The sequence below is a fragment of the Mergibacter septicus genome (assembly GCF_003265225.1).
Classification (GTDB): Bacteria; Pseudomonadota; Gammaproteobacteria; order Enterobacterales; family Pasteurellaceae; genus Mergibacter; species Mergibacter septicus.
In genome coordinates this window covers 164,636-182,899 of sequence record NZ_CP022013.1, presented here as the reverse complement: position 1 = coordinate 182,899, position 18,264 = coordinate 164,636, and the positions used below count along the sequence as shown (strand labels likewise).

Annotated in this window: 21 protein-coding genes, 4 tRNA genes and 3 pseudogenes; 15 read left to right on the top strand and 13 right to left on the bottom strand. The window is 35.8% G+C overall.

Annotated features, from left to right (window positions below):
• Positions 1–29: 29 nt before the first annotated feature.
• Together CEP47_RS00935 and CEP47_RS00930 are read left to right on the top strand one after the other, a co-directional pair.
• The gene (locus tag CEP47_RS00935) at positions 30–1,211 is read left to right on the top strand and encodes an iron-containing alcohol dehydrogenase (RefSeq protein WP_261919837.1); all 1,182 of its coding nucleotides are present in this window, start codon (positions 30–32) and stop codon (positions 1,209–1,211) included.
• A 23-nt stretch (positions 1,212–1,234) separates the two neighbouring features.
• Positions 1,235–1,873 carry a nitroreductase family protein gene (locus CEP47_RS00930; RefSeq protein ID WP_261919838.1) on the top strand — a complete coding sequence of 213 codons (639 nt, stop codon included), beginning with the start codon at positions 1,235–1,237 and terminating at the stop codon, positions 1,871–1,873.
• Positions 1,874–2,121: 248 nt separating this feature from the next.
• Here CEP47_RS00930 and CEP47_RS00925 read toward each other — a convergent pair whose 3' ends face one another.
• The 5 genes from CEP47_RS00925 to CEP47_RS00905 all read right to left on the bottom strand — a co-directional run bounded on the left by CEP47_RS00925 (position 2,122) and on the right by CEP47_RS00905 (position 4,184).
• On the bottom strand, positions 2,122–2,358 hold the full coding sequence (locus CEP47_RS00925; protein WP_261919839.1) for a hypothetical protein: 237 nt from the start codon (positions 2,356–2,358) through the stop codon (positions 2,122–2,124).
• 143 nt (positions 2,359–2,501) lie between these two features.
• The gene (locus tag CEP47_RS00920; RefSeq protein ID WP_261919840.1) at positions 2,502–2,852 is read right to left on the bottom strand and encodes a type II toxin-antitoxin system HicB family antitoxin; all 351 of its coding nucleotides are present in this window, start codon (positions 2,850–2,852) and stop codon (positions 2,502–2,504) included.
• Positions 2,853–2,903: 51 nt separating this feature from the next.
• On the bottom strand, positions 2,904–3,101 hold the full coding sequence (locus CEP47_RS00915) for a type II toxin-antitoxin system HicA family toxin (protein ID WP_261919841.1): 198 nt from the start codon (positions 3,099–3,101) through the stop codon (positions 2,904–2,906).
• 85 nt (positions 3,102–3,186) lie between these two features.
• Positions 3,187–3,594: a hypothetical protein gene (locus CEP47_RS00910; protein WP_261919842.1), complete on the bottom strand. Its 408-nt coding sequence runs from the start codon at positions 3,592–3,594 to the stop codon at positions 3,187–3,189.
• Positions 3,594–4,184 carry a recombination protein NinG gene (locus CEP47_RS00905; RefSeq protein ID WP_261919843.1) on the bottom strand — a complete coding sequence of 197 codons (591 nt, stop codon included), beginning with the start codon at positions 4,182–4,184 and terminating at the stop codon, positions 3,594–3,596. Before CEP47_RS00905 ends, CEP47_RS00910 begins: the two co-directional genes overlap by 1 nt.
• A gap of 76 nt (positions 4,185–4,260) precedes the next feature.
• On the opposite strand from CEP47_RS00905, the gene CEP47_RS00900 reads away from it, so the two are divergent.
• The 3 genes and pseudogenes from CEP47_RS00900 to CEP47_RS00890 all read left to right on the top strand — a co-directional run.
• Complete coding sequence (locus CEP47_RS00900) at positions 4,261–4,566, top strand: type II toxin-antitoxin system RelE/ParE family toxin (RefSeq protein ID WP_261919844.1); 306 nt, start codon at positions 4,261–4,263, stop codon at positions 4,564–4,566.
• 9 nt (positions 4,567–4,575) lie between these two features.
• Positions 4,576–4,893: a HigA family addiction module antitoxin gene (locus CEP47_RS00895; protein ID WP_261919845.1), complete on the top strand. Its 318-nt coding sequence runs from the start codon at positions 4,576–4,578 to the stop codon at positions 4,891–4,893.
• 273 nt (positions 4,894–5,166) lie between these two features.
• Positions 5,167–5,496, top strand: a pseudogene (locus CEP47_RS00890) (P22AR C-terminal domain-containing protein); the annotation flags it as partial.
• Between the two features lie 37 nt (positions 5,497–5,533).
• On the opposite strand, the pseudogene CEP47_RS00885 reads toward CEP47_RS00890, so the two are convergent.
• The 6 genes and pseudogenes from CEP47_RS00885 to CEP47_RS00860 all read right to left on the bottom strand — a co-directional run bounded on the left by CEP47_RS00885 (position 5,534) and on the right by CEP47_RS00860 (position 7,815).
• Positions 5,534–5,961, bottom strand: a pseudogene (locus tag CEP47_RS00885) (recombination protein NinB).
• A gap of 42 nt (positions 5,962–6,003) precedes the next feature.
• A pseudogene (locus CEP47_RS00880) lies at positions 6,004–6,417 on the bottom strand (ATP-binding protein); the annotation flags it as partial.
• Between the two features lie 234 nt (positions 6,418–6,651).
• Positions 6,652–6,897 (bottom strand): helix-turn-helix domain-containing protein, encoded by a 246-nt coding sequence (locus CEP47_RS00875; protein WP_261919847.1) that lies wholly within the window; start codon positions 6,895–6,897, stop codon positions 6,652–6,654.
• Positions 6,887–7,081: a hypothetical protein gene (locus CEP47_RS00870; RefSeq protein ID WP_261919848.1), complete on the bottom strand. Its 195-nt coding sequence runs from the start codon at positions 7,079–7,081 to the stop codon at positions 6,887–6,889. Before CEP47_RS00870 ends, CEP47_RS00875 begins: the two co-directional genes overlap by 11 nt.
• 44 nt (positions 7,082–7,125) lie before the next feature.
• Entirely contained in the window at positions 7,126–7,566 is a 441-nt protein-coding gene (locus CEP47_RS00865; RefSeq protein ID WP_261919849.1) for a YmfL family putative regulatory protein, read from the bottom strand.
• A gap of 48 nt (positions 7,567–7,614) precedes the next feature.
• Positions 7,615–7,815: a helix-turn-helix domain-containing protein gene (locus CEP47_RS00860; RefSeq protein WP_261919850.1), complete on the bottom strand. Its 201-nt coding sequence runs from the start codon at positions 7,813–7,815 to the stop codon at positions 7,615–7,617.
• Between the two features lie 119 nt (positions 7,816–7,934).
• Between CEP47_RS00860 and CEP47_RS00855 the strand changes: the two genes are divergently transcribed.
• The 7 genes from CEP47_RS00855 to bet all read left to right on the top strand — a co-directional run bounded on the left by CEP47_RS00855 (position 7,935) and on the right by bet (position 15,908).
• Positions 7,935–8,630 (top strand): S24 family peptidase, encoded by a 696-nt coding sequence (locus tag CEP47_RS00855; RefSeq protein WP_261919851.1) that lies wholly within the window; start codon positions 7,935–7,937, stop codon positions 8,628–8,630.
• A 97-nt stretch (positions 8,631–8,727) separates the two neighbouring features.
• The gene (locus tag CEP47_RS00850; protein ID WP_261919852.1) at positions 8,728–9,633 is read left to right on the top strand and encodes a hypothetical protein; all 906 of its coding nucleotides are present in this window, start codon (positions 8,728–8,730) and stop codon (positions 9,631–9,633) included.
• A 59-nt stretch (positions 9,634–9,692) separates the two neighbouring features.
• The gene (locus tag CEP47_RS00845) at positions 9,693–10,736 is read left to right on the top strand and encodes an N-acetyltransferase (protein WP_261919853.1); all 1,044 of its coding nucleotides are present in this window, start codon (positions 9,693–9,695) and stop codon (positions 10,734–10,736) included.
• On the top strand, positions 10,714–11,088 hold the full coding sequence (locus CEP47_RS00840; protein ID WP_261919854.1) for an ASCH domain-containing protein: 375 nt from the start codon (positions 10,714–10,716) through the stop codon (positions 11,086–11,088). The genes CEP47_RS00845 and CEP47_RS00840 overlap by 23 nt, the downstream gene beginning before the upstream one ends.
• 1,178 nt (positions 11,089–12,266) lie before the next feature.
• On the top strand, positions 12,267–13,457 hold the full coding sequence (locus tag CEP47_RS00835) for a hypothetical protein (RefSeq protein ID WP_261919855.1): 1,191 nt from the start codon (positions 12,267–12,269) through the stop codon (positions 13,455–13,457).
• A 307-nt stretch (positions 13,458–13,764) separates the two neighbouring features.
• On the top strand, positions 13,765–14,394 hold the full coding sequence (locus CEP47_RS00830) for an antA/AntB antirepressor family protein (protein WP_261921021.1): 630 nt from the start codon (positions 13,765–13,767) through the stop codon (positions 14,392–14,394).
• Positions 14,395–14,600: 206 nt separating this feature from the next.
• Complete coding sequence (gene bet, locus CEP47_RS08905) at positions 14,601–15,908, top strand: phage recombination protein Bet (RefSeq protein WP_444860499.1); 1,308 nt, start codon at positions 14,601–14,603, stop codon at positions 15,906–15,908.
• A gap of 109 nt (positions 15,909–16,017) precedes the next feature.
• Here bet and CEP47_RS00815 read toward each other — a convergent pair.
• Positions 16,018–16,093, bottom strand: a tRNA-Ala gene (locus CEP47_RS00815).
• A 107-nt stretch (positions 16,094–16,200) separates the two neighbouring features.
• The gene (gene gltX, locus CEP47_RS00810) at positions 16,201–17,646 is read right to left on the bottom strand and encodes a glutamate--tRNA ligase (RefSeq protein WP_261919856.1); all 1,446 of its coding nucleotides are present in this window, start codon (positions 17,644–17,646) and stop codon (positions 16,201–16,203) included.
• Between the two features lie 200 nt (positions 17,647–17,846).
• Between gltX and CEP47_RS00805 the strand changes: the two genes are divergently transcribed.
• The 3 genes from CEP47_RS00805 to CEP47_RS00795 all read left to right on the top strand — a co-directional run bounded on the left by CEP47_RS00805 (position 17,847) and on the right by CEP47_RS00795 (position 18,151).
• Positions 17,847–17,922: transfer RNA gene (locus CEP47_RS00805), tRNA-Val, on the top strand.
• 39 nt (positions 17,923–17,961) lie between these two features.
• A tRNA-Val gene (locus CEP47_RS00800) sits at positions 17,962–18,037 on the top strand.
• A 38-nt stretch (positions 18,038–18,075) separates the two neighbouring features.
• Positions 18,076–18,151: transfer RNA gene (locus CEP47_RS00795), tRNA-Val, on the top strand.
• Positions 18,152–18,264: the final 113 nt, after the last annotated feature.

Genomic DNA, 18,264 nt, shown 5'->3' with positions numbered 1-18,264 from the left:
GCAGTGTTTAATTTATAGTAGGTAACCATATGAATAATTTTGAATATTACAATCCAGTTAAAATCATTTTTGGTGAAGGACAAATCAAAAAATTATCAGAATTAGTCCCTAAAGATGCCCGAGTCTTAATCACTTTTGGTGGTGGTTCAGCAAAACGTACTGGAACCTTAGATGAAGTTAAAACCGCATTAAAACAAAATGGATCAAGATATATTTTAGAGTTTGGAGGCATTGAGCCAAACCCTGAATTCGATACTCTAATGAAAGCCGTTGAGATCGTACATAAAGAAAAGATCAATTTCTTACTTGCCGTTGGTGGTGGTTCTGTTTTAGATGGTACAAAATTTATTGCTTTAACTTCAACGCTAGATGATAATGCCAATCATTCAAAAGCTTGGGAAGCACTTTTAAATAGAACAAAAGAGATCCATTCTGCCATTCCAATCGGTACCGTTCTGACCATTCCTGCAACGGGTTCAGAAATGAATGCAGGTGGTGTTATTAACAATAGTGAGAAAAAAGCCAAACTCTCATTTAGTAATCCTAAAGCATATCCAATATTTTCTATACTAGATCCAACTAAAACCTTAACGTTACCAATGAAACAGGTAATGAATGGTATCGCTGATGCATTTGTTCACGTAATAGAACAATATTTAACCTACCCAGTAAATGCAAAAGTACAAGATCATTATGCTGAAAGTTTGCTGAAAATTCTAATAGAAGAAGGATTAGCGGTGAGAACACAACCAGATAATATGGAAATACGTAAAAATATTATGTGGTCGGCAACAATGGCATTAAATGGATTAATCGGTACTGGTGTCCCTCAAGACTGGTCCACTCATGCAATTGGGCATGAATTAACCTCTTTGTACAAAATCGATCATGCTAGAACACTTACCATTATATTACCTGCTTTAATGAAAGTGCTAAAAGCAGATAAAAGAGAAAAGCTTCTCCAATATGCAAAAAATGTTTGGCATATTTCTAATGGAAATGAAGATGAACGTATTATGCAAGCAATTAATAAAACTGAGGAATTTTTCGTTCAATTAGATCTTCCTATTCGTTTTAGCAATTTAAATATAGGAGAGATGGATATTGATAATGTTATTTATCAACTAAAAGCACATAATATGGTTGCTTTAGGAGAACATAAAAAGAATGATTTATCCGTATCAAGACAAATTCTTGAATTAGCTCAATAATAGAAATAAAAAAAGGAAAGTATATGTCAAATTTAATCAAAAACTTACAATGGCGCCATGCAGTAAAAGCGTATCAAGCAGGGAAAAAAGTCTCTCAAGAACATATCAATAAAATTATTGAGGCTGCGAGACTTGCTCCAACCTCATCTGGCTTACAGCCTTTCAAAATTATCCTAGTAGAAAATCAATCGATTAAAGATAAATTAAGTGAATCAGCACTGAATCCTGATTGTATGCGTGATTGTTCTCACGTGATGATTTTTGCTGCGTGGGATAATTATACAGAAAAGCGTATTGATGATATGTTTAATTACATCACAGATGAAAGAGACTTGCCAAGAGGAAGGTTTAATAGTTACACCGATAAATTGAAAAAAAGTGTACTCGTTCAATCGCCTGAAAGTAATTTCGCTCATGCCGCACATCAAACATACATAGCACTTGGACTTGCTTTAGCACAAGCTGCAGAATTAAAAATTGATACCACCCCAGTGGAAGGTTTTGACCATGATTTGGTTGATCGTGTTCTTGAACTGCCACAAAAAGGCTTAAAAAGTGTTTCATTAATGTATATCGGTTATGCCGATGAAAAAAAAGATTGGATTGCTAATATGAAAAAAGTTAGACGCCCAGTTGAAGATTTGGTGATTGAAATTAAATAAATATAGAAAATACGTTCTGTCACAAAATTGTGCACAATACAATTATCATAATCCACTAAAAAATGACCGCACTTTTGTGCGGCCATCTATCTTATCTATTAAATTCACTGTTTAACCTTACCACCAACAGGTACGTTTGGGATTGCAAAAATATTAGCTAACAATAATTCTTTTCCTGCCTTTTTCTTAGTTTTGGACAGATAAAATGCCCTTGTAATGTAAGATGTTTGCAACTTTCTTAAAATGCTTCATTTAATATCCAATCCTTTTTTTAACCTTGCTACAGTAAGCTGATGAATTTCCTCTTTTCTCTCTTCATCACGTTTTTTTATTCGTCCTTCCCAGTAACGTTGATATAAATTAGTAAGTGCAGTAACGATACCGATTGAAAGGCTTAATATCATTAGATTTTGCTGATCACCCAGCCACGCAATAAATCCCCCGAAGCTAGACCAAATATAACTTTGCGTTCCCATATCCTTCATAACTTTTATACTCCGCATCCTCTTTTTGAGGCAACAAAAAAGCCCCGACCGTTTCCAGTCAGGGCTATAAAAAATTCATTCGTGCGTTTTAAACATGCAAAACCGCACTATAAATAGTATGGTAGTATTTTAGTCTAGACAAATCAAGTAGTTTTATGAATTAATTGAGAACGTTCGACTTTTTCCTTAATAGCCTCACTCACGAAAGCATTTAAACTTAATTCACCCACTGCGAGCACTGCATTACGATGAAGCTCTTCACTGATACGTACATTAAATACACCTTTAAACGGTTTATCAGGTGTGCGACCCAACTCCTCACAATCTTGTAAATACATATCTACTGAGGTCCTAAACTCTTTTTCTAACTCAGGCAATGTTTCCGCCTCATAGGTAATCAGATCACGTAAATACGCCAATTTACCAAAAAGAACATTATTTTCTAAATCTGCCTCTATTGTGCCAACATACCCTTTATATTTTAGAAATGTCATAATAAGCCAACTCCTTTCAAACCATCTTTAACTGATTTTAATGCACCACCTTTAATTAATATAATTTTCAGGATGCGGTTTATGTAATAAAATTAAATGATCTTTTTCCACATTATAAAAACGCACTCGGGAACCAGCCATCTCTTTTTTCTCATAGCCTAAACGAGCCAGTAAAGTAAGCAAATCACCCCATACAAAGGTTGTTTTTGCATTTGCGAGTTTTTCTAATAATTTTTCTGATTTGCCCATTATATATGTCTTTCCCTTATTTTATGGTACTAATCATAGTTACTAAAATAGAATGTTTCAATACCTTTTGTAACTAATTTTAATACTAAGCTAAAAAGAGGCATTTATTCTGGCTTAACATTAATTTTAATGACATTTCAGCAATCTTAATTTGATTAAAATATTGAGCCTTGCTTATCCCAAACCTTTCCAATATTCCGATTCTGACTGGTACACGATTACGATCATATTCGGTATAAACTGGCAATCGATAAGCATAGGTTGCCATAAATAACTCATAAAGCTCAGGTGTAATTTTACGCATCACTAGCACGCAACGCTCAATTTCTTCAGCGAGTAGCTCACTGATTGGATCAACCCGTCTTTTACTCTCATCAGGTGGTACAGGTATGCTTACCGAAAGGCAAGGATATTCTGTACCTAATCGTGGTGTGGTGGCCCAATAACCCCATTGTATGCAGATTTTTTTAATATCATTGAAAACTACTTCCATTACTTACCTCGCTTTTCTAACCACTTCGTTTTGCGCTCAAAAATTCTTTTAATCCGCCTTAAATCATCATCGCTATAATGCCGTGGGCGTTGGTCGCTTTCGATAGTTTGCACCTTTTCAATCCCCAAGCGTTCAATTAATCCAATGCGATATTCGTGATAGTTTCCGCTTAACCACCGATTACAGCGTTTGCATTGACCGTGAATATTTAACGTATAAAACCGCAAATGCGGGGCTGAACCTCGACTACGAAAATGCCCTGCGTCAAAACCACCACCCAACTTCTCACTAATCAATGGCGTGCCACAAGAAATACATTCTTTATTCTCATCTCGTACACGAATATATTTATTCACCGCACTTTGTGCCTCTTTGATAAACTGATTATGTGTTTTCAACCCCTCTTTCACCGCTCGAATTCTCGCTTTTTCCGATCGCACTTTTTCACGTTCAGCTTTTTCACGCTGTTTTGCTTGCTTCTGCTTTGCTAGTGTTACCCCACATTCAGGGCTACACCATTGGCGAAAACTGTCGTAGGTTTCAAAACGTTCACCACAAATCTTACATTTTCTCTTAAACTTTTTTTTCATTACCCCTCAATTACACACTTGCACTGTGCAGATATTTACAATAAAATAGCTCCATATTGATACATAAGAACAGACAATGTTTAACCTTACACAAGCACATTTTCGTGATAATTACCTGTATCGTTTTTTCCAATATGGTGAGGCACACAGTAAAATTCCCTCAAATTTAACTAATGTGCTGGCACGCAAACTGGATATGATCAATGTGGCTGAAAATCTCAACGATTTACGTGTGCCACCTGCAAATCGACTTGATTTGCTTGAGCCCAAAGACAACAAACGCTATTCAATTCGTGTTAATAAGCAATACCGCCTGATTTTCAAATTTGAAAACGGCGAGATTGCCGATTTATATTTAGATCCCCATCGTTATGATGTATAGGAGTTCATTATGTTAGCTATGCAACGCAAACCCACCCCAGTAGGAGAAATCTTACAAGCTGAATTTCTTGAGCCGTTAAACCTTAAAATTGGTGATTTAGCGATAATTCTTAATGTTCATCGCAATACCGCAAGTAGCCTTGTCAATAATAGCTCTCGTGTTACCCTTGAAATGGCGGTAAAACTCTCTAAAGCCTTTGGCACAACACCTGAGTTCTGGCTCAACTTGCAAAACAACGTGGATTTATGGGAACTCAACAACAACCCACGCTTTCAACAAAGCCTTGAGAAAGTACAAATCGCAAATAACGTTGCCTTTGCACTTTAATTCCCCCTGTGCTTGACATTCTCCTTTGTCAAGCGTAGGCATTTCTTTAAAGTGAAAGAAAAAACACCACATACGCCACCAACAAAAAATACGAAAAAGAAGAATTGATCTTTCTCACACTCACCTCCATTCAATGTTTATTACCTTTCACAGCAGCTTGGCTAATAAGAAATTATATTTTTGATCCAACTTACCAACGATTAACCATAGCCTGTAGCGTTGCAGTCCTTGCCTTTATTTATCTTTACGCTCATCATTAACGGTATTAGCTCACAACCCCAACAACTCACCCTACCCGAACCAGAGAAAAAATATACTTTTGAATTCACCGAGTACGAACTCCAACAAATGGCTTGGTTATGGTTTGCTTTTAAATGTGGCGCCGGAATATCCCAACATATTCACAAAATCTTTAAAATGTTAAGGTCAGATATGGCTGGGCAAATCTACGGACAAGCTTATGACTATCTCAGTGTACTGCGTGCCACAAACCAAATATTAAACCGCATTATTCAAGAATTTGAAGCCGACCCAATGACAAACTGGCGTGTATTGAAGCACCTACGCCAATTCGATCCAAAAGCCGTAAAAATCGACCGCTAAAAATCTCCCAAAACCAACCGCACCGAAGTGCGGTTTTTTAATATCCATAAAATCCCGTACGGTCGGAAAACCTCACGCCCTGATTAACCGCCCACACTTCAATATAATCAATTAAACTAGCTAACCGCTTTACACCCATTTGTGCCGTGCTTTCACGCAAGTTAATCACTTCACCCTCTAGCCCGATTGCCATTTCTGCTTGTCCACCCGTTGCGATTTTATGAGCGGATACCATAATCATTTTCCACTTTTCAATATCTCGCTTTTTTCCCCTGAAATTCGCATTGTCTTGCAATATCACTTAATATTGCGTGTAATTTGGCATTCTGTGCTAACGTATGCGTTAAAGGCTTTATTTCGACCACTACGGGGCTTTTTTCATCTAAGACAAGGGAATGTATTACCCTAATCGCATTTTGCTTGTATGCGTGCGTTACGCAAGAAAAAGCGTTGTTTAGTTTCTATACCCATCGCACTTCCAAATATCTCTATCAAATTGTTGCACGGTCATTTTCTGTAACTCTCCCAATCAAATGCAATAATTGCACCTTGCCCTTCCATCATCCGATCTAATACTCGTTCACCAATATAATCCCCTAGCTCTTGTTCAGATAAATTACTGATTAAAATAGTGGGTTTCATCTGCTCATAACATGTATTGATGATTTCAAAAAGAATGATTTTCTCTGCTTCACTGCCAAACTGAACGCCAATTTCATCAATAATCAGCAAATCTTTATCCGTATAGAATTTAATTACTTTTTCTTCGCTAATCTGGCTGTCTTTACTCCAAGAGTTTTTTATATCTCGAGCAATCTGCAAAGCCGTTGAAATAAAAACTTTCGCCTGATGATTTTCAATGATGCTATTAGCAATCGCACAAGCTAAATGATTTTTCCCCGTACCCGGTTTACCACAAAATACAAGCCCGCTCCCTTTTGCAAAACGATCAAGCCATTTGTCTGCATACCGTTTACTGGTTCATAGTTACTTAAAGCACAATGAGAAAAACGCACAGGAACATTTGAAACTTTTTTAAATGCTCAGTTTCAATGGATTTTACAGCTTGAATATCACTTTCCAATTTTGAGATTTTTTCCGCTATGCAATGCGGACACGGTGTTTTAAATGAGAATTTCCGATTAAATAACTGGTTCACTTTTTCGTAATAAGCATATTCCCCGTGCCTCTTCTCAAGGTTTTAACAAAACCAAGTTCTTCTAATTTTTCGATAACATGCTGAATCGTTTTTACTGATAATCCAGCTTGTCTTGCCAAAGTTTGCTGACTTGGATAACAGCAATCTTTTTCATCGGCGTAGTTTGCCATTAAAATAAATACAAGTTTGAGATTACCTGATAACGGAATATCAACCGCTTTTGCAACTGCATTAAAACTCATAGCCCACCACCTTATCTTGTGTAAATTCACTATTCCAATTTGCTTTCATCAACACTTCATCTTTAATCAAATCACACACGAGCTTTAATACATTGCCGTGTCGTTTCCCGCGCAATTCTGCAATCTCACCACTGTCGATTTTTATGCCTGCATTTTGTCCTGAAATAATTGATAATTTATCCATACTTTATTCCGATATTAATTAACCATCGCTGTAACGGTGGTTTTTTATTGCTTATGAATCGCAATAGCGACTTCAATCGCTTTTGCTGTTGTTTGCTGAGATTTGTGTAATAACTTATGCAGCACGTCTTGTTCTTCCTCAGTTAGCACGCCATCACTTAAAAATTCATTCAGTTTGGCAAACAAAATTCCACGTTCAGCAAGTTCTTGTAGTTGTAACTGTGAAAGTTCAACAAGATCAGTATCTGTTGATTTAGGTACACTAAAACTTACTTTCCCTAAACGGCGATTAATTTCGTCGGACCAATCACTCACACCGTATTCAACCTCAATAGCGATCAACTCTTCACAAGTAAAACGTTGTCCTTTTGTTTGATATAAGCGGTTGTTTAATGCTTGCTCTGTCATTCCAAGAAAGCCCGCAACAGCTGACTTACCGCCTTGACATTTCTCTATCATTCCAATAATGATTTTTTTCATAATCATAATTTCCTTTGGTTTTTTATGGTTTTTCTTACATAAAATACTGATAAATTAACCCCATACATCAGGGCGAATGTCTGATTTTTTTATTTCCTTGTTGGTTAGTTTTTCAATTTTCTTAGCCAAATAAATTGGTGCTTTTGAATAACCAGTTTCTACTTGTCGTAAAAAAGACTTTGAAATACCTAACTTTTTAGCAAATTCAGACTTAAACCCACGGGGACGATTGGATAAATATTTTTTTAGATTCATTACGCCTCCAATTAAAAACTAAACATAGTTTAGTATTGACTAAAAACAAAAGTAAATATATTTAGTTTTTGCCAGTTTAGCCATTACTAAATATCATTGATAAAATTTAAGGAGTTTTTATGAGTCTAGACAGAGAAACGCTTACAAAAATTAGAAGAGAAAATTTGAAACGTTGGTTTTCAGATAAAGTTGTGCCTGAAAAAGATAGAAGTTACGTATCTCAGCTAATCAGCGGGAAAACACCATCATTTGGTGAAAAAGCAGCTAGACGACTAGAGTCAGAAAATGGCATGCCAAAGTTTTATTTAGATTCATCTCATAATGAAGAGTCAAAATTAGATTCTAATATAAAAGAGATTGGGTCATTTGATTTGTGGGATCGCAATACTCCGATAAGTGATGATGAATTTGCCGTACCTTTTTATCGTGATATTCGATTTGCTGCAGGAAATGGTTTTGCTGATGATATTAATGATTACAATAACTTTAAATTACGTTTTTCTAAAGCAACACTAAAACGTCAAGGTGTTCAATATGAAAATGCGGTTTGTGTGGTTGCTGATGGTAACTCTATGGAACCCGTTATTCCAGATGGAACAACCGTAGGGATAGATTTAGGAAATAAAGTTATCCGTGATGGGAAGATATATGCAATTAATCACGGCGGATTATTAAGAATAAAACTACTTTATAATCTCCCAAACAATCAAGTAAGAATAAGAAGTTACAACAGCGAAGAATACGACGATGAAATCACCAATTTACAAGAAATCTCAGTTTTAGGGAAAGTGTTTTGGTACTCAGTTTTGCTTTAGGGATTAAGAGTAGGTAGTGGTTGTAGGGGATAATAATCCCACATTGTAGAACAGACATGTAGCACCCTATTTACCCTTATTAATCAAGGAGTTAATTATGAATAAAAACTATTTGATAGCACCTAGTCAAGGGGTATTAGATATATCAATTGAAAAAGAAATTGAAGTAAATGGCATCGGTATGGGAGTACTAGGAAATGGCGTACCATATCTCACCCAAACAGGCTTAGCAAATGCCTGTGGTATCTCTAGAATTACACTTCAAGCATTATCTACTGAGTGGGAAGAGTCTGCCCAAAAAGGGGTGTATTCTACAGAACGGACTATTTTTCTTTCTAATTATCTTTCTGCTCAAGGATTTAATGAGACCAAGCTGTTTATACAAGTAATAAAAAATGGAAGTATACATTATGCCTATCCAGATGTTGTTTGTATGGCCATTATTGAATTTTATGCTTTTGAATCTAAGCGTATTGATAATACAATTGCTCTACAATCTTTTAGAGAACTCGCCAAATTTGGACTGAAAGAATACATCTACAAAACTACAGGATATATTCCTGATGATCCTTGGAAACATTATCATAATAGAGTATCCATTCTAAAAAATATGGGAAGTGTTCCAGAAGGCTACTTTATTATATTCAATGAAATAGCGGGTATGATTGTTGATCTAATTAATGCTGGGTTATTAATAAATCAACATACCGTTCCTGACATAAGTGTCGGAATTGCTTGGTCTAAATATTGGAAAGATAATAATCTTGAAAGTAAATTTGGTAAGTCTGTGTTTTGTTCGCATTATTATCCAGAAGACTTCTCTCAATTTAAATCGAACCCTCAACAAATCAACGCATATCCAGAAAATAGTTTGTCAGAATTTAGACAATGGTTCCGAAATTGCTATTTAAAAACCAAATTTCCTAAATATATACTAAAAAAAACCTTATATCTCCCTAAAGGAAAAGAAACTGCTACACAATTAATAGAAACATTTAACTAAAAAAATCCTTTAAATATAGGCGACGATGTAGATATTATTGTTCTAAAACAGGAGTCCTTATGGAAAATTTGATTTATACTAAATTTGAAAATATTAATTTAGATGACCTTTTCTTTGACAGTCTAAAATCAGATTACGAAGAGTTTTCTGCTTGGTTTCACCGAAAGAATAATGATTATGCTTATGTTCTATACGGGCAAGATGGTATAGATGGTTTTTTATATCTCAAATTTGAGAATGAAGTAACAGATATTGTTCCGCCAATCTATAACAAACATATTTTAAAAGTGGGGACATTTAAATTTAACCCTAAAGGCACATTAAGAGGTCAGCGTTTTATCAAAAAGATTCTTGATATAGCCATTGCAAATCGTGTAGAACTAGTTTATTTAACCGTCTTTAAAAAACATACTTACCTGATTAATTTATTTACGAAATATAGGTTTTCTGAAGCAGGTCAAAAGCAAACATCTAATGGTGTAGAATATGTTTATGCAAGAAATATGCGTCTTACGGTTGGAGATATCCTACTTGATTACCCTTATATTCCTTCTACAACAAATAAATTCTTGTTGGCGATCCATCCTTCATATCACACAAGGCTATTTCCTGAATCTAGATTATTTAATGAATCACCGGACATAGTTCAAGATGTGTCTCATTCCAATAGCATTCATAAAATCTATATCTCCGCGGCTTACAATGCCAATATATTAAGAAGAGGGGATATTCTTGTTATATATCGAACTGGAGACGGTAATGGACCAGCATACCACCGAGCGGTCGTATCTTCTATATGTCTCGTTGAAGAGGTAAAACATACCTCTGAGTTCCTATCCGAAGATGAATATTTGCAATATTGCACCAAATTTAGTGTTTTCACCTCATCAGAATTATCCTCATTTTATCGAGAAAGACGATACCCTTACGTTATTCGATTTACTTATAATATGGCTTTGCCAAAAAGAATAAATAGACGCGAACTCCTTGACAATAACTTAATCGGAGATCACACTAGAATAGTGTTAGAGCCAATCTCTGATAATGTATTTCAATCTATATTAAGGTTATCTCAAGCTAATGAAAGTTTTATTGTCAATTAAACCTGAGTTTGTGGAGAAAATAATCTCTGGTGAAAAAAAATTTGAGTTTAGAAAGTCTTTACCGAAGAAGAAAGGTATAACTACAGTTGTAGTTTATTCCACAATGCCAGTCGGAAAGGTAATCGGGGAATTTAAAGTAAAAGCAACTTACACACATGAACCTGAATCATTGTGGGAAAAAACAAAAGATTTTTCGGGAATTAGTAAAAAATTTTTTGATGAGTATTTTTCGTCAAGAACCTTGGCTCACGCATTTGAGATTGATTCGTTTCATCTATATGACGAGCCATTAAAAATATCAGAAATATTGCCATCAGGGACGCCACCACAATCATATTGTTATATCAATTAAACCACCCATAGAGGTGGTTTTCTTTTACCTAAAATCCCCTAATCATTTTCATGAAACCACGAAAATGGCATCAAACAACACTAATTATCTTGAATTCTCATCTAATAAAAACTGAATTTCTAACACTAACTTATTGAAACCACAACAAATAACCTAAAACATTATCTTGAATACAGCTATTTTGTTAACTGTAATAGCTATATCTGCTTTATCTATTCATCTCCTATTAACTTTCAGAAATATAACGCATTGCCACCCTTGAATGAATAAAAAATAATCAATTAAACACCTCCCCTAAAATTAAATACCTTTTAAAAAACAGTTATTTACTAAATAAATAAAGATTTTTACTAAATAAAACTAAACAAGCCATTTACTAAATATTTAGTATTTACTAAATTATATCCATCAAAACGAGATACACATCTCAACGCTCTTTAACAATTTGAATAAAACATACTGCTACCAATGGTGAGTAGTTAGTAAAAGTACGGAAGACCATATAGACCCGTCGCTACAACAGATCACGCCCAAAATAATGGGATCAGACGTGAACTAGCAGTATGTTTAGGCGAAAACTGGTCGTGTACATTGAGACACAAGTGAGTAACTGAAGTTAACTTGCTGACTGTGGCAAGCATAAATAATCACAGTCATCATTCAAAACTGCATTCTTAGCAAATGTTTTTTTCAGTCTATAACCTTTTTTATCAGCTTTGAGTGCGATTCTGAATGAGAAATAGGAGAAACTCATTACGCCCACACGGAAGGCGTTAAACCCCGTGCAGACATACTCCTAAGGTTGCCCACTGTAATAGGTGGGCTTTTTTATAAGGGTAACGTAAATGGAAAAACTAATAATCAACAAACTAACTAAAATCGAAGAAATTTGATCAATCATTGTGCAGAACCAAAATATTCGATTTGCTTATATTAATGAAGAATCTAATGAGCTTTGGAATGGACACGATATAAGCAAATTTATGCAAATACCACTCTCTGATTTTATCACAAAAATAGCCTCAGCACCTGATTTCCCAATTCCTGTAATCAAGGAGGATAACTGTCTTAGTGCCAAATGGAGAGCTGGAGCTATTGTAATATGGATAAAAAAACAGGAGAACTTCAGAAAGTAAATTGATAAAATATCGCTCTAATTTTAATTAGAGGTGAAAGTAATGAGTGCTGTTGAACTTGCAAAGGACCTAAAAGTAATTGTAGATGAAATCAAAACTGATGAATATTTATCCATACTACTTAATCACACAATATCTCAACTAGAGCATTTATCCGACTTTGAGTCATTACTATGTAGAACCTATGAAAATAAAAAAATAGCTCCCCTACTAAAGAGAATAAAAAATAAAATTGATTCTAATGATGGTAATATCAATTTAGAAAAGTGTTTCGGTGATTTTGTGGACTTATATTCTTCATGTGAAACCTTATATCACTCATTCGTATCAAAAACCCCATTATTTAAAAAGTTAGAACAAAATCTAACTGATTCATTTAACGAAAAAATCGAAGAATATGATGAAGCATTTAATAAAAAAAATACTGAGTTTTCTAATAAATTAACATCTCTTCAAACTGCTCTAGGTCAGGCTCAAACAAATTCTAGTGCCATTGAAACCATACATAAAAATGCAACAACTTTAGGCAACTCCATTACTACAATGGAGGCTGAATATAAAACAGCAAAAAATAATTACACAGAACAAAAAACAAAATATGATGAACTCATATTATCCATAACAAAAAAAGAGCAAGAAATTGAAAAATTAAAAAGTGAAATAAGAGAGATAAAAACTAATAACTCAAATGAATTAGAAGAGTTACGGGAAGAATTAGAGACTGAAAAAGAAAAAATAAAAGATATTTTAGGGCTAGCCAATATGGCGAGTATGGCGAAAGCTTTCCTAGATAGAAAAAAAGAGCTATATAAACCAATCTATTGGTCTGCCTTTTGGAGAAACCTAGGCCTAATCCTTTTATTTTCTGGTATTAGCGCTCTTTTATATTTCGAATTTTCTAATACTTTTGACTACATAAGGTTTCTATCTCGCCTACCATTGTCTTTACCTCTTATCTGGTTAGTTTGGACGAATGCCCAACGCAACAATCACTTAGTTAGAGTGCAGGAAGAATATGCATATAAAGCTGCAGTTGCTACTGCATTTGAAGGGTATCAACGCAAAGTTGACGAAACAGAAGATAGAGATTTGAAAAAACTCTTATTGGAATTATCTATTAAAAATATGGGGGACGATCCTGTTCGTTTATTTGATAAAAATGTAAAAAACTCTCCATTTGAAACAGTACTTGAAAAATTATGTCCTATAAAAAATAAAAAAGAAGATGCATAAAATTCAAAGCTGTTCACACAACAGGCTTTTTTATTTGACAAAAACCGCTAACACGGATTAGGATACCTTTACTTTCAAACGAAAGTCGGGATTGGTCTCCTGAATATCTTTGAGGCGGTAAATAAGTGGCTGCCTAAATGGTGGCTTTTTTATAGCCGAAACCCAGCAAATCAAGTTTTCGTAAAATTTTACGAAAAGCCTAAATCAACCTTTTTGACAAATTTATCAAAAAGCCCAATGATGAGCTAGGTGGAAGTCCGAAAGGACGCCGTAATCCTCAAAGAGCGGTAAGACAAATTCAAATTTAATTCCAGTCTTCAACGGTTTAATTGCAAATCAAACAGTACAACTCTGTAATGCTCGTGAACTACACGCATTTGTAGGAAGTAAACGACAATATGGCGACTGGATCAAAGATCGCATAACCGACTACGGCTTTGTTCAAGACGAAGACTACATCATCGTCACCCAACGCACTAACGGCAGACCTCGCAAGGAATATCACATCACCCTTGATATGGGCAAAGAACTTGCAATGGTCGAACGCAACGAAAAAGGGCGACAAGTTCGCAAATACTTCATCGAGTGCGAACGCAAAGCCTTACAACAACCAAAACAACTCGCCCTACCCGAACCAGAGAAAAAATATACTTTTGAATTCACCGAGTACGAACTCCAACAAATGGCTTGGCTGTGGTTTGCTTTCAAACGTGGCGTGGGAATATCCCAACATATTCACAAAATCTTTAAAATGTTAAGGTCAGATATGGCAGGGCAAATCTACGGACAAGCTTATGACTATCTCAGTGTACTACGTGCCACAAACCAAACACTAAACCGCATTACTCAAAAATTTGAAGCTGACCCAATGACCAACTGGCGTGTATTAAAGCACCTATGCCAATTCGATCCAAAAGCCGTAAAAATCGACGTTTAAAATTCTAACAAAAACCGACCGCACTTCCCCGAGAACCGTGTGGCGGTTTTTCTTACCTTAAATTCAGCAAAAAGATGAAATTATGTTCAGAATTTTAATGATTATCAGCTTGTTGCGGTGTGCTTACGAATTAGATTTAAGTCCAGACTGTGACAGGAATTATTGCAGAACAACAACAGATTTAATCGCAAACAAAGGAAAATAAAATGACAACAGCACTTCAAACCTTAACCCAAAAACTCGCTAATCGCTTTGAAATTAGCGACGGCTCAAATCTTATTGAAACCTTAAAACAAACCGCCTTTAAAGGTAATGTAACCGATAGCCAAATGACCGCCTTACTGATTGTAGCAAATCAGTATTCACTCAACCCATGGACGAAAGAGATTTACGCTTTCCCAGATCGCAACAACGGCATTGTGCCAATTGTCGGCGTGGACGGCTGGTCTCGTATCTTAAACGAAAATCCACAGTTTGATGGCATTGAGTTTGATCTTGATGATGAAAAATGCACTTGTAAAATTTATCGCAAAGACCGCTCACGAGCTATTCAAGTGACAGAATATATGACGGAATGTTTTAGGGATAACTCACCAGCTTGGAAATCTCACCCAAAACGAATGCTACGCCACAAGGCAATGATCCAATGTGCAAGGCTAGCATTTGGTTTCACAGGTATTTACGATCAAGATGAAGCAGAGCGTATTACCGAGAATAGCCAACCAATTAATGTTACGCCAAAGCCAAATGTGATTGAAGTTCAAGTAACAGAATTAGCCACAACAGAGCAAATCGAAAATCTTTATAAGCTCATTGAACTAACAAATACCGATATCCAAAAAGCGTTTGCATACTATGGTGTTCAAAGCATTGAACAGTTACCCAGAAAAAAAGCGGAACATTTTATCAAAACCCTTAATATGCATCCAACAACAGTGAGGGAAAGAGCTGGTAAGAAAGAAATACCTGCTTATAAAATTGGTAAGTATTGGAAGTTTGATCCTAAAGAGCTTGAATTTTTTGTAAAAAATAGTCAAAATCGCCCCGAACAAGAGATGGGACATAAGGAGAATTTATGTCACGTCAAATCATCTCTCTCAAGAAAAGAGGGGGTTAAAAATAGAACTATTAATGCGATTTTGCAACAGATTAGAGTGATACTTAGAGCTGCGGTCGAATGGGATTGGCTAGATAAATGCCCTGCAATAAAACTCTTGCCTGAACCTAAGAGACGCATTCGCTGGCTGACGGAAATCGAAGAAATGAGGTTAATGCAGGAACTGCCAGAGCATTTAAAAACCATCGTACAATTTGCAATTTTAACTGGGTTAAGGATGTCGAATATAACTCAATTAAAGTGGTCGCAAATTGATTTGCCGAAAAAACTTGCTTGGGTAAACTCGGACGAATCAAAGACAGGAAATAGCATTGGGAACACCTTTATATGTACTGCAAGAACTTGGCGGATGGAGCAAAACAGATACTGTACGAAAATATGCACACCTATCTATTGAGCATTTACATAGTCACGTTAACAATGTTCAACTTTCTGGCACAAAATTGGCACAGCACTAAATACAAAAAATCTTATCAACACTAAATAATTGATAAGATTAAAAAATTTGGTGGAGATAGACGGGATCGAACCGACGACCTCTTGCATGCCATGCAAGCGCTCTCCCAACTGAGCTATATCCCCAAAGACTGGCTTTAAGTGGCGGTAATATTAATTATCGCCACTTATGATGTCAATATTAAACTGAAAAAAAGCAAGGCTTTTAGTTTAACTGCTTAATTTTAGAACACTTATGCTGCTTGTTGTTTAAGATAAAGAATTGCTTTTTCAATTCGAGCTAAACTTCTTTCACGTCCAATTGCAGCAAGTGTTACATCTAATGATGGGGATTGTCCACCACCCGTTACCGCAACACGCAACGGCATACCAATTTTACCCATACCAATCTCTAATTCAGTCGCTGTTTGCTCAATTGCTTGATGAATAGCTTCTGCTTGCCATTCAGATAATGCACTTAATTTAGCTAATACAGTAGATAACGGTGCTAATGCTGCCTCTTTTAAGTGTTTTTTCGCAGCATTTTCTTCATAAGAATCAAAATCTTGATAGAAATATCTGCTTGCTTGTGCCATTTCTTTTAAAGTTTTACAACGTTCTCTTAATAGAGTAACAATTTCAGTTAATTTTGGACCTTGATGGTAATTAATCTGTTGCTGTTCCATATGCCATTGGAGTTGTTGTGCGATATAATCAACCGACAATTCTCGAATATAATGGTGATTTAACCATAGTAATTTTTCTGTATTAAACGTACTCGCCGAACGACTCACAGAACTGAGATCAAACAATTGAATCATTTCTTCAAGTGAAAAAATCTCTTGATCCCCATGTCCCCAGCCCAAACGAACTAAATAATTTAATAAGGCTTCTGGCAAATAACCTTCATCACGATACTGCATCACATTTACTGCACCATGACGTTTTGATAATTTCTGACCATCATCACCTAGAATCATAGAAACGTGAGCATACACAGGGACTGGTGCATTTAATGCTTTTAAGATGTTAATTTGACGTGGCGTATTATTAATATGATCCTCTCCACGAATAACATGCGTGATTGCCATATCCCAATCATCAATGACCACACAAAAATTATAAGTTGGTGAACCATCTGTACGGCGGATAATTAAATCATCTAACTCACTATTACTAATTTCAATTTTGCCACGAATAGCATCATGAAATACCACCGAACCTTCTGTTGGATTTTTAAAACGCACCACATGCGGTTGACTTGGATCGTGCTGGTGATTTTCCAAACAATGGCGATCGTAACGTGGTTTCTCTTTATTTTCTTCTTGTTGCTGACGTAAATTTTCTAAACGTTCTTTCGTACAATAACAGCGGTAAGCTAATCCCTGTCCTAACATCTGATCTATCACTTGGTTATAACGATCAAAACGTTTTGTTTGATAGTACACATCGTGATTATGTTCCAATTTTAACCACGCCATACTCTCTAAAATCGCATCAACAGCTTGTTGCGTTGAACGTTCTAAATCGGTATCTTCAATTCGCAAAACAAACTCACCTTGATGGTGTTTAGCATAAAGCCACGAATAAAGTGCTGTTCTTGCACCACCTACATGTAAATATCCCGTTGGACTTGGTGCAAAACGAGTACGCACTTTTATAGTTGGATCGATTGGAAATAAAGTTTCAATTTTGTTCATTATGTTGCCTTTAACTAATAAGATAGCAATAAAATTTAACGCCCATTATTATTTTGATAAACGGTTATTCTACTATGACTTTCTCTAATTTACAGTGAAAAATCCGTAATAATGTTTATTTTTGCCGCAACCAAGCAAAAAGGTGTAAAAAAGAGTTGACCGTTAGAAGATTATAATTATAATGCCACCACACAACAGACGGGCGATTAGCTCAGTTGGGAGAGCACCTCCCTTACAAGGAGGGGGTCACTGGTTCGAACCCGGTATCGCCCACCAATTCTTAAGGTAACCGTCTGTTAATCTTAATCATTAATTGGGCGATTAGCTCAGTTGGGAGAGCACCTCCCTTACAAGGAGGGGGTCACTGGTTCGAACCCGGTATCGCCCACCAATTTCTGATTAGAAGATTATCTCTCAAATAAATTAAGTGGGCGATTAGCTCAGTTGGGAGAGCACCTCCCTTACAAGGAGGGGGTCACTGGTTCGAACCCGGTATCGCCCACCACTTAATATCTAATTTTTTTCATTTTCTAGTATTCTTATATATACATACCCATAGCATTCACAAAATCACCACCTTATGATAAGGTTATTTGATAATTTTTTCTCAGATGGGGC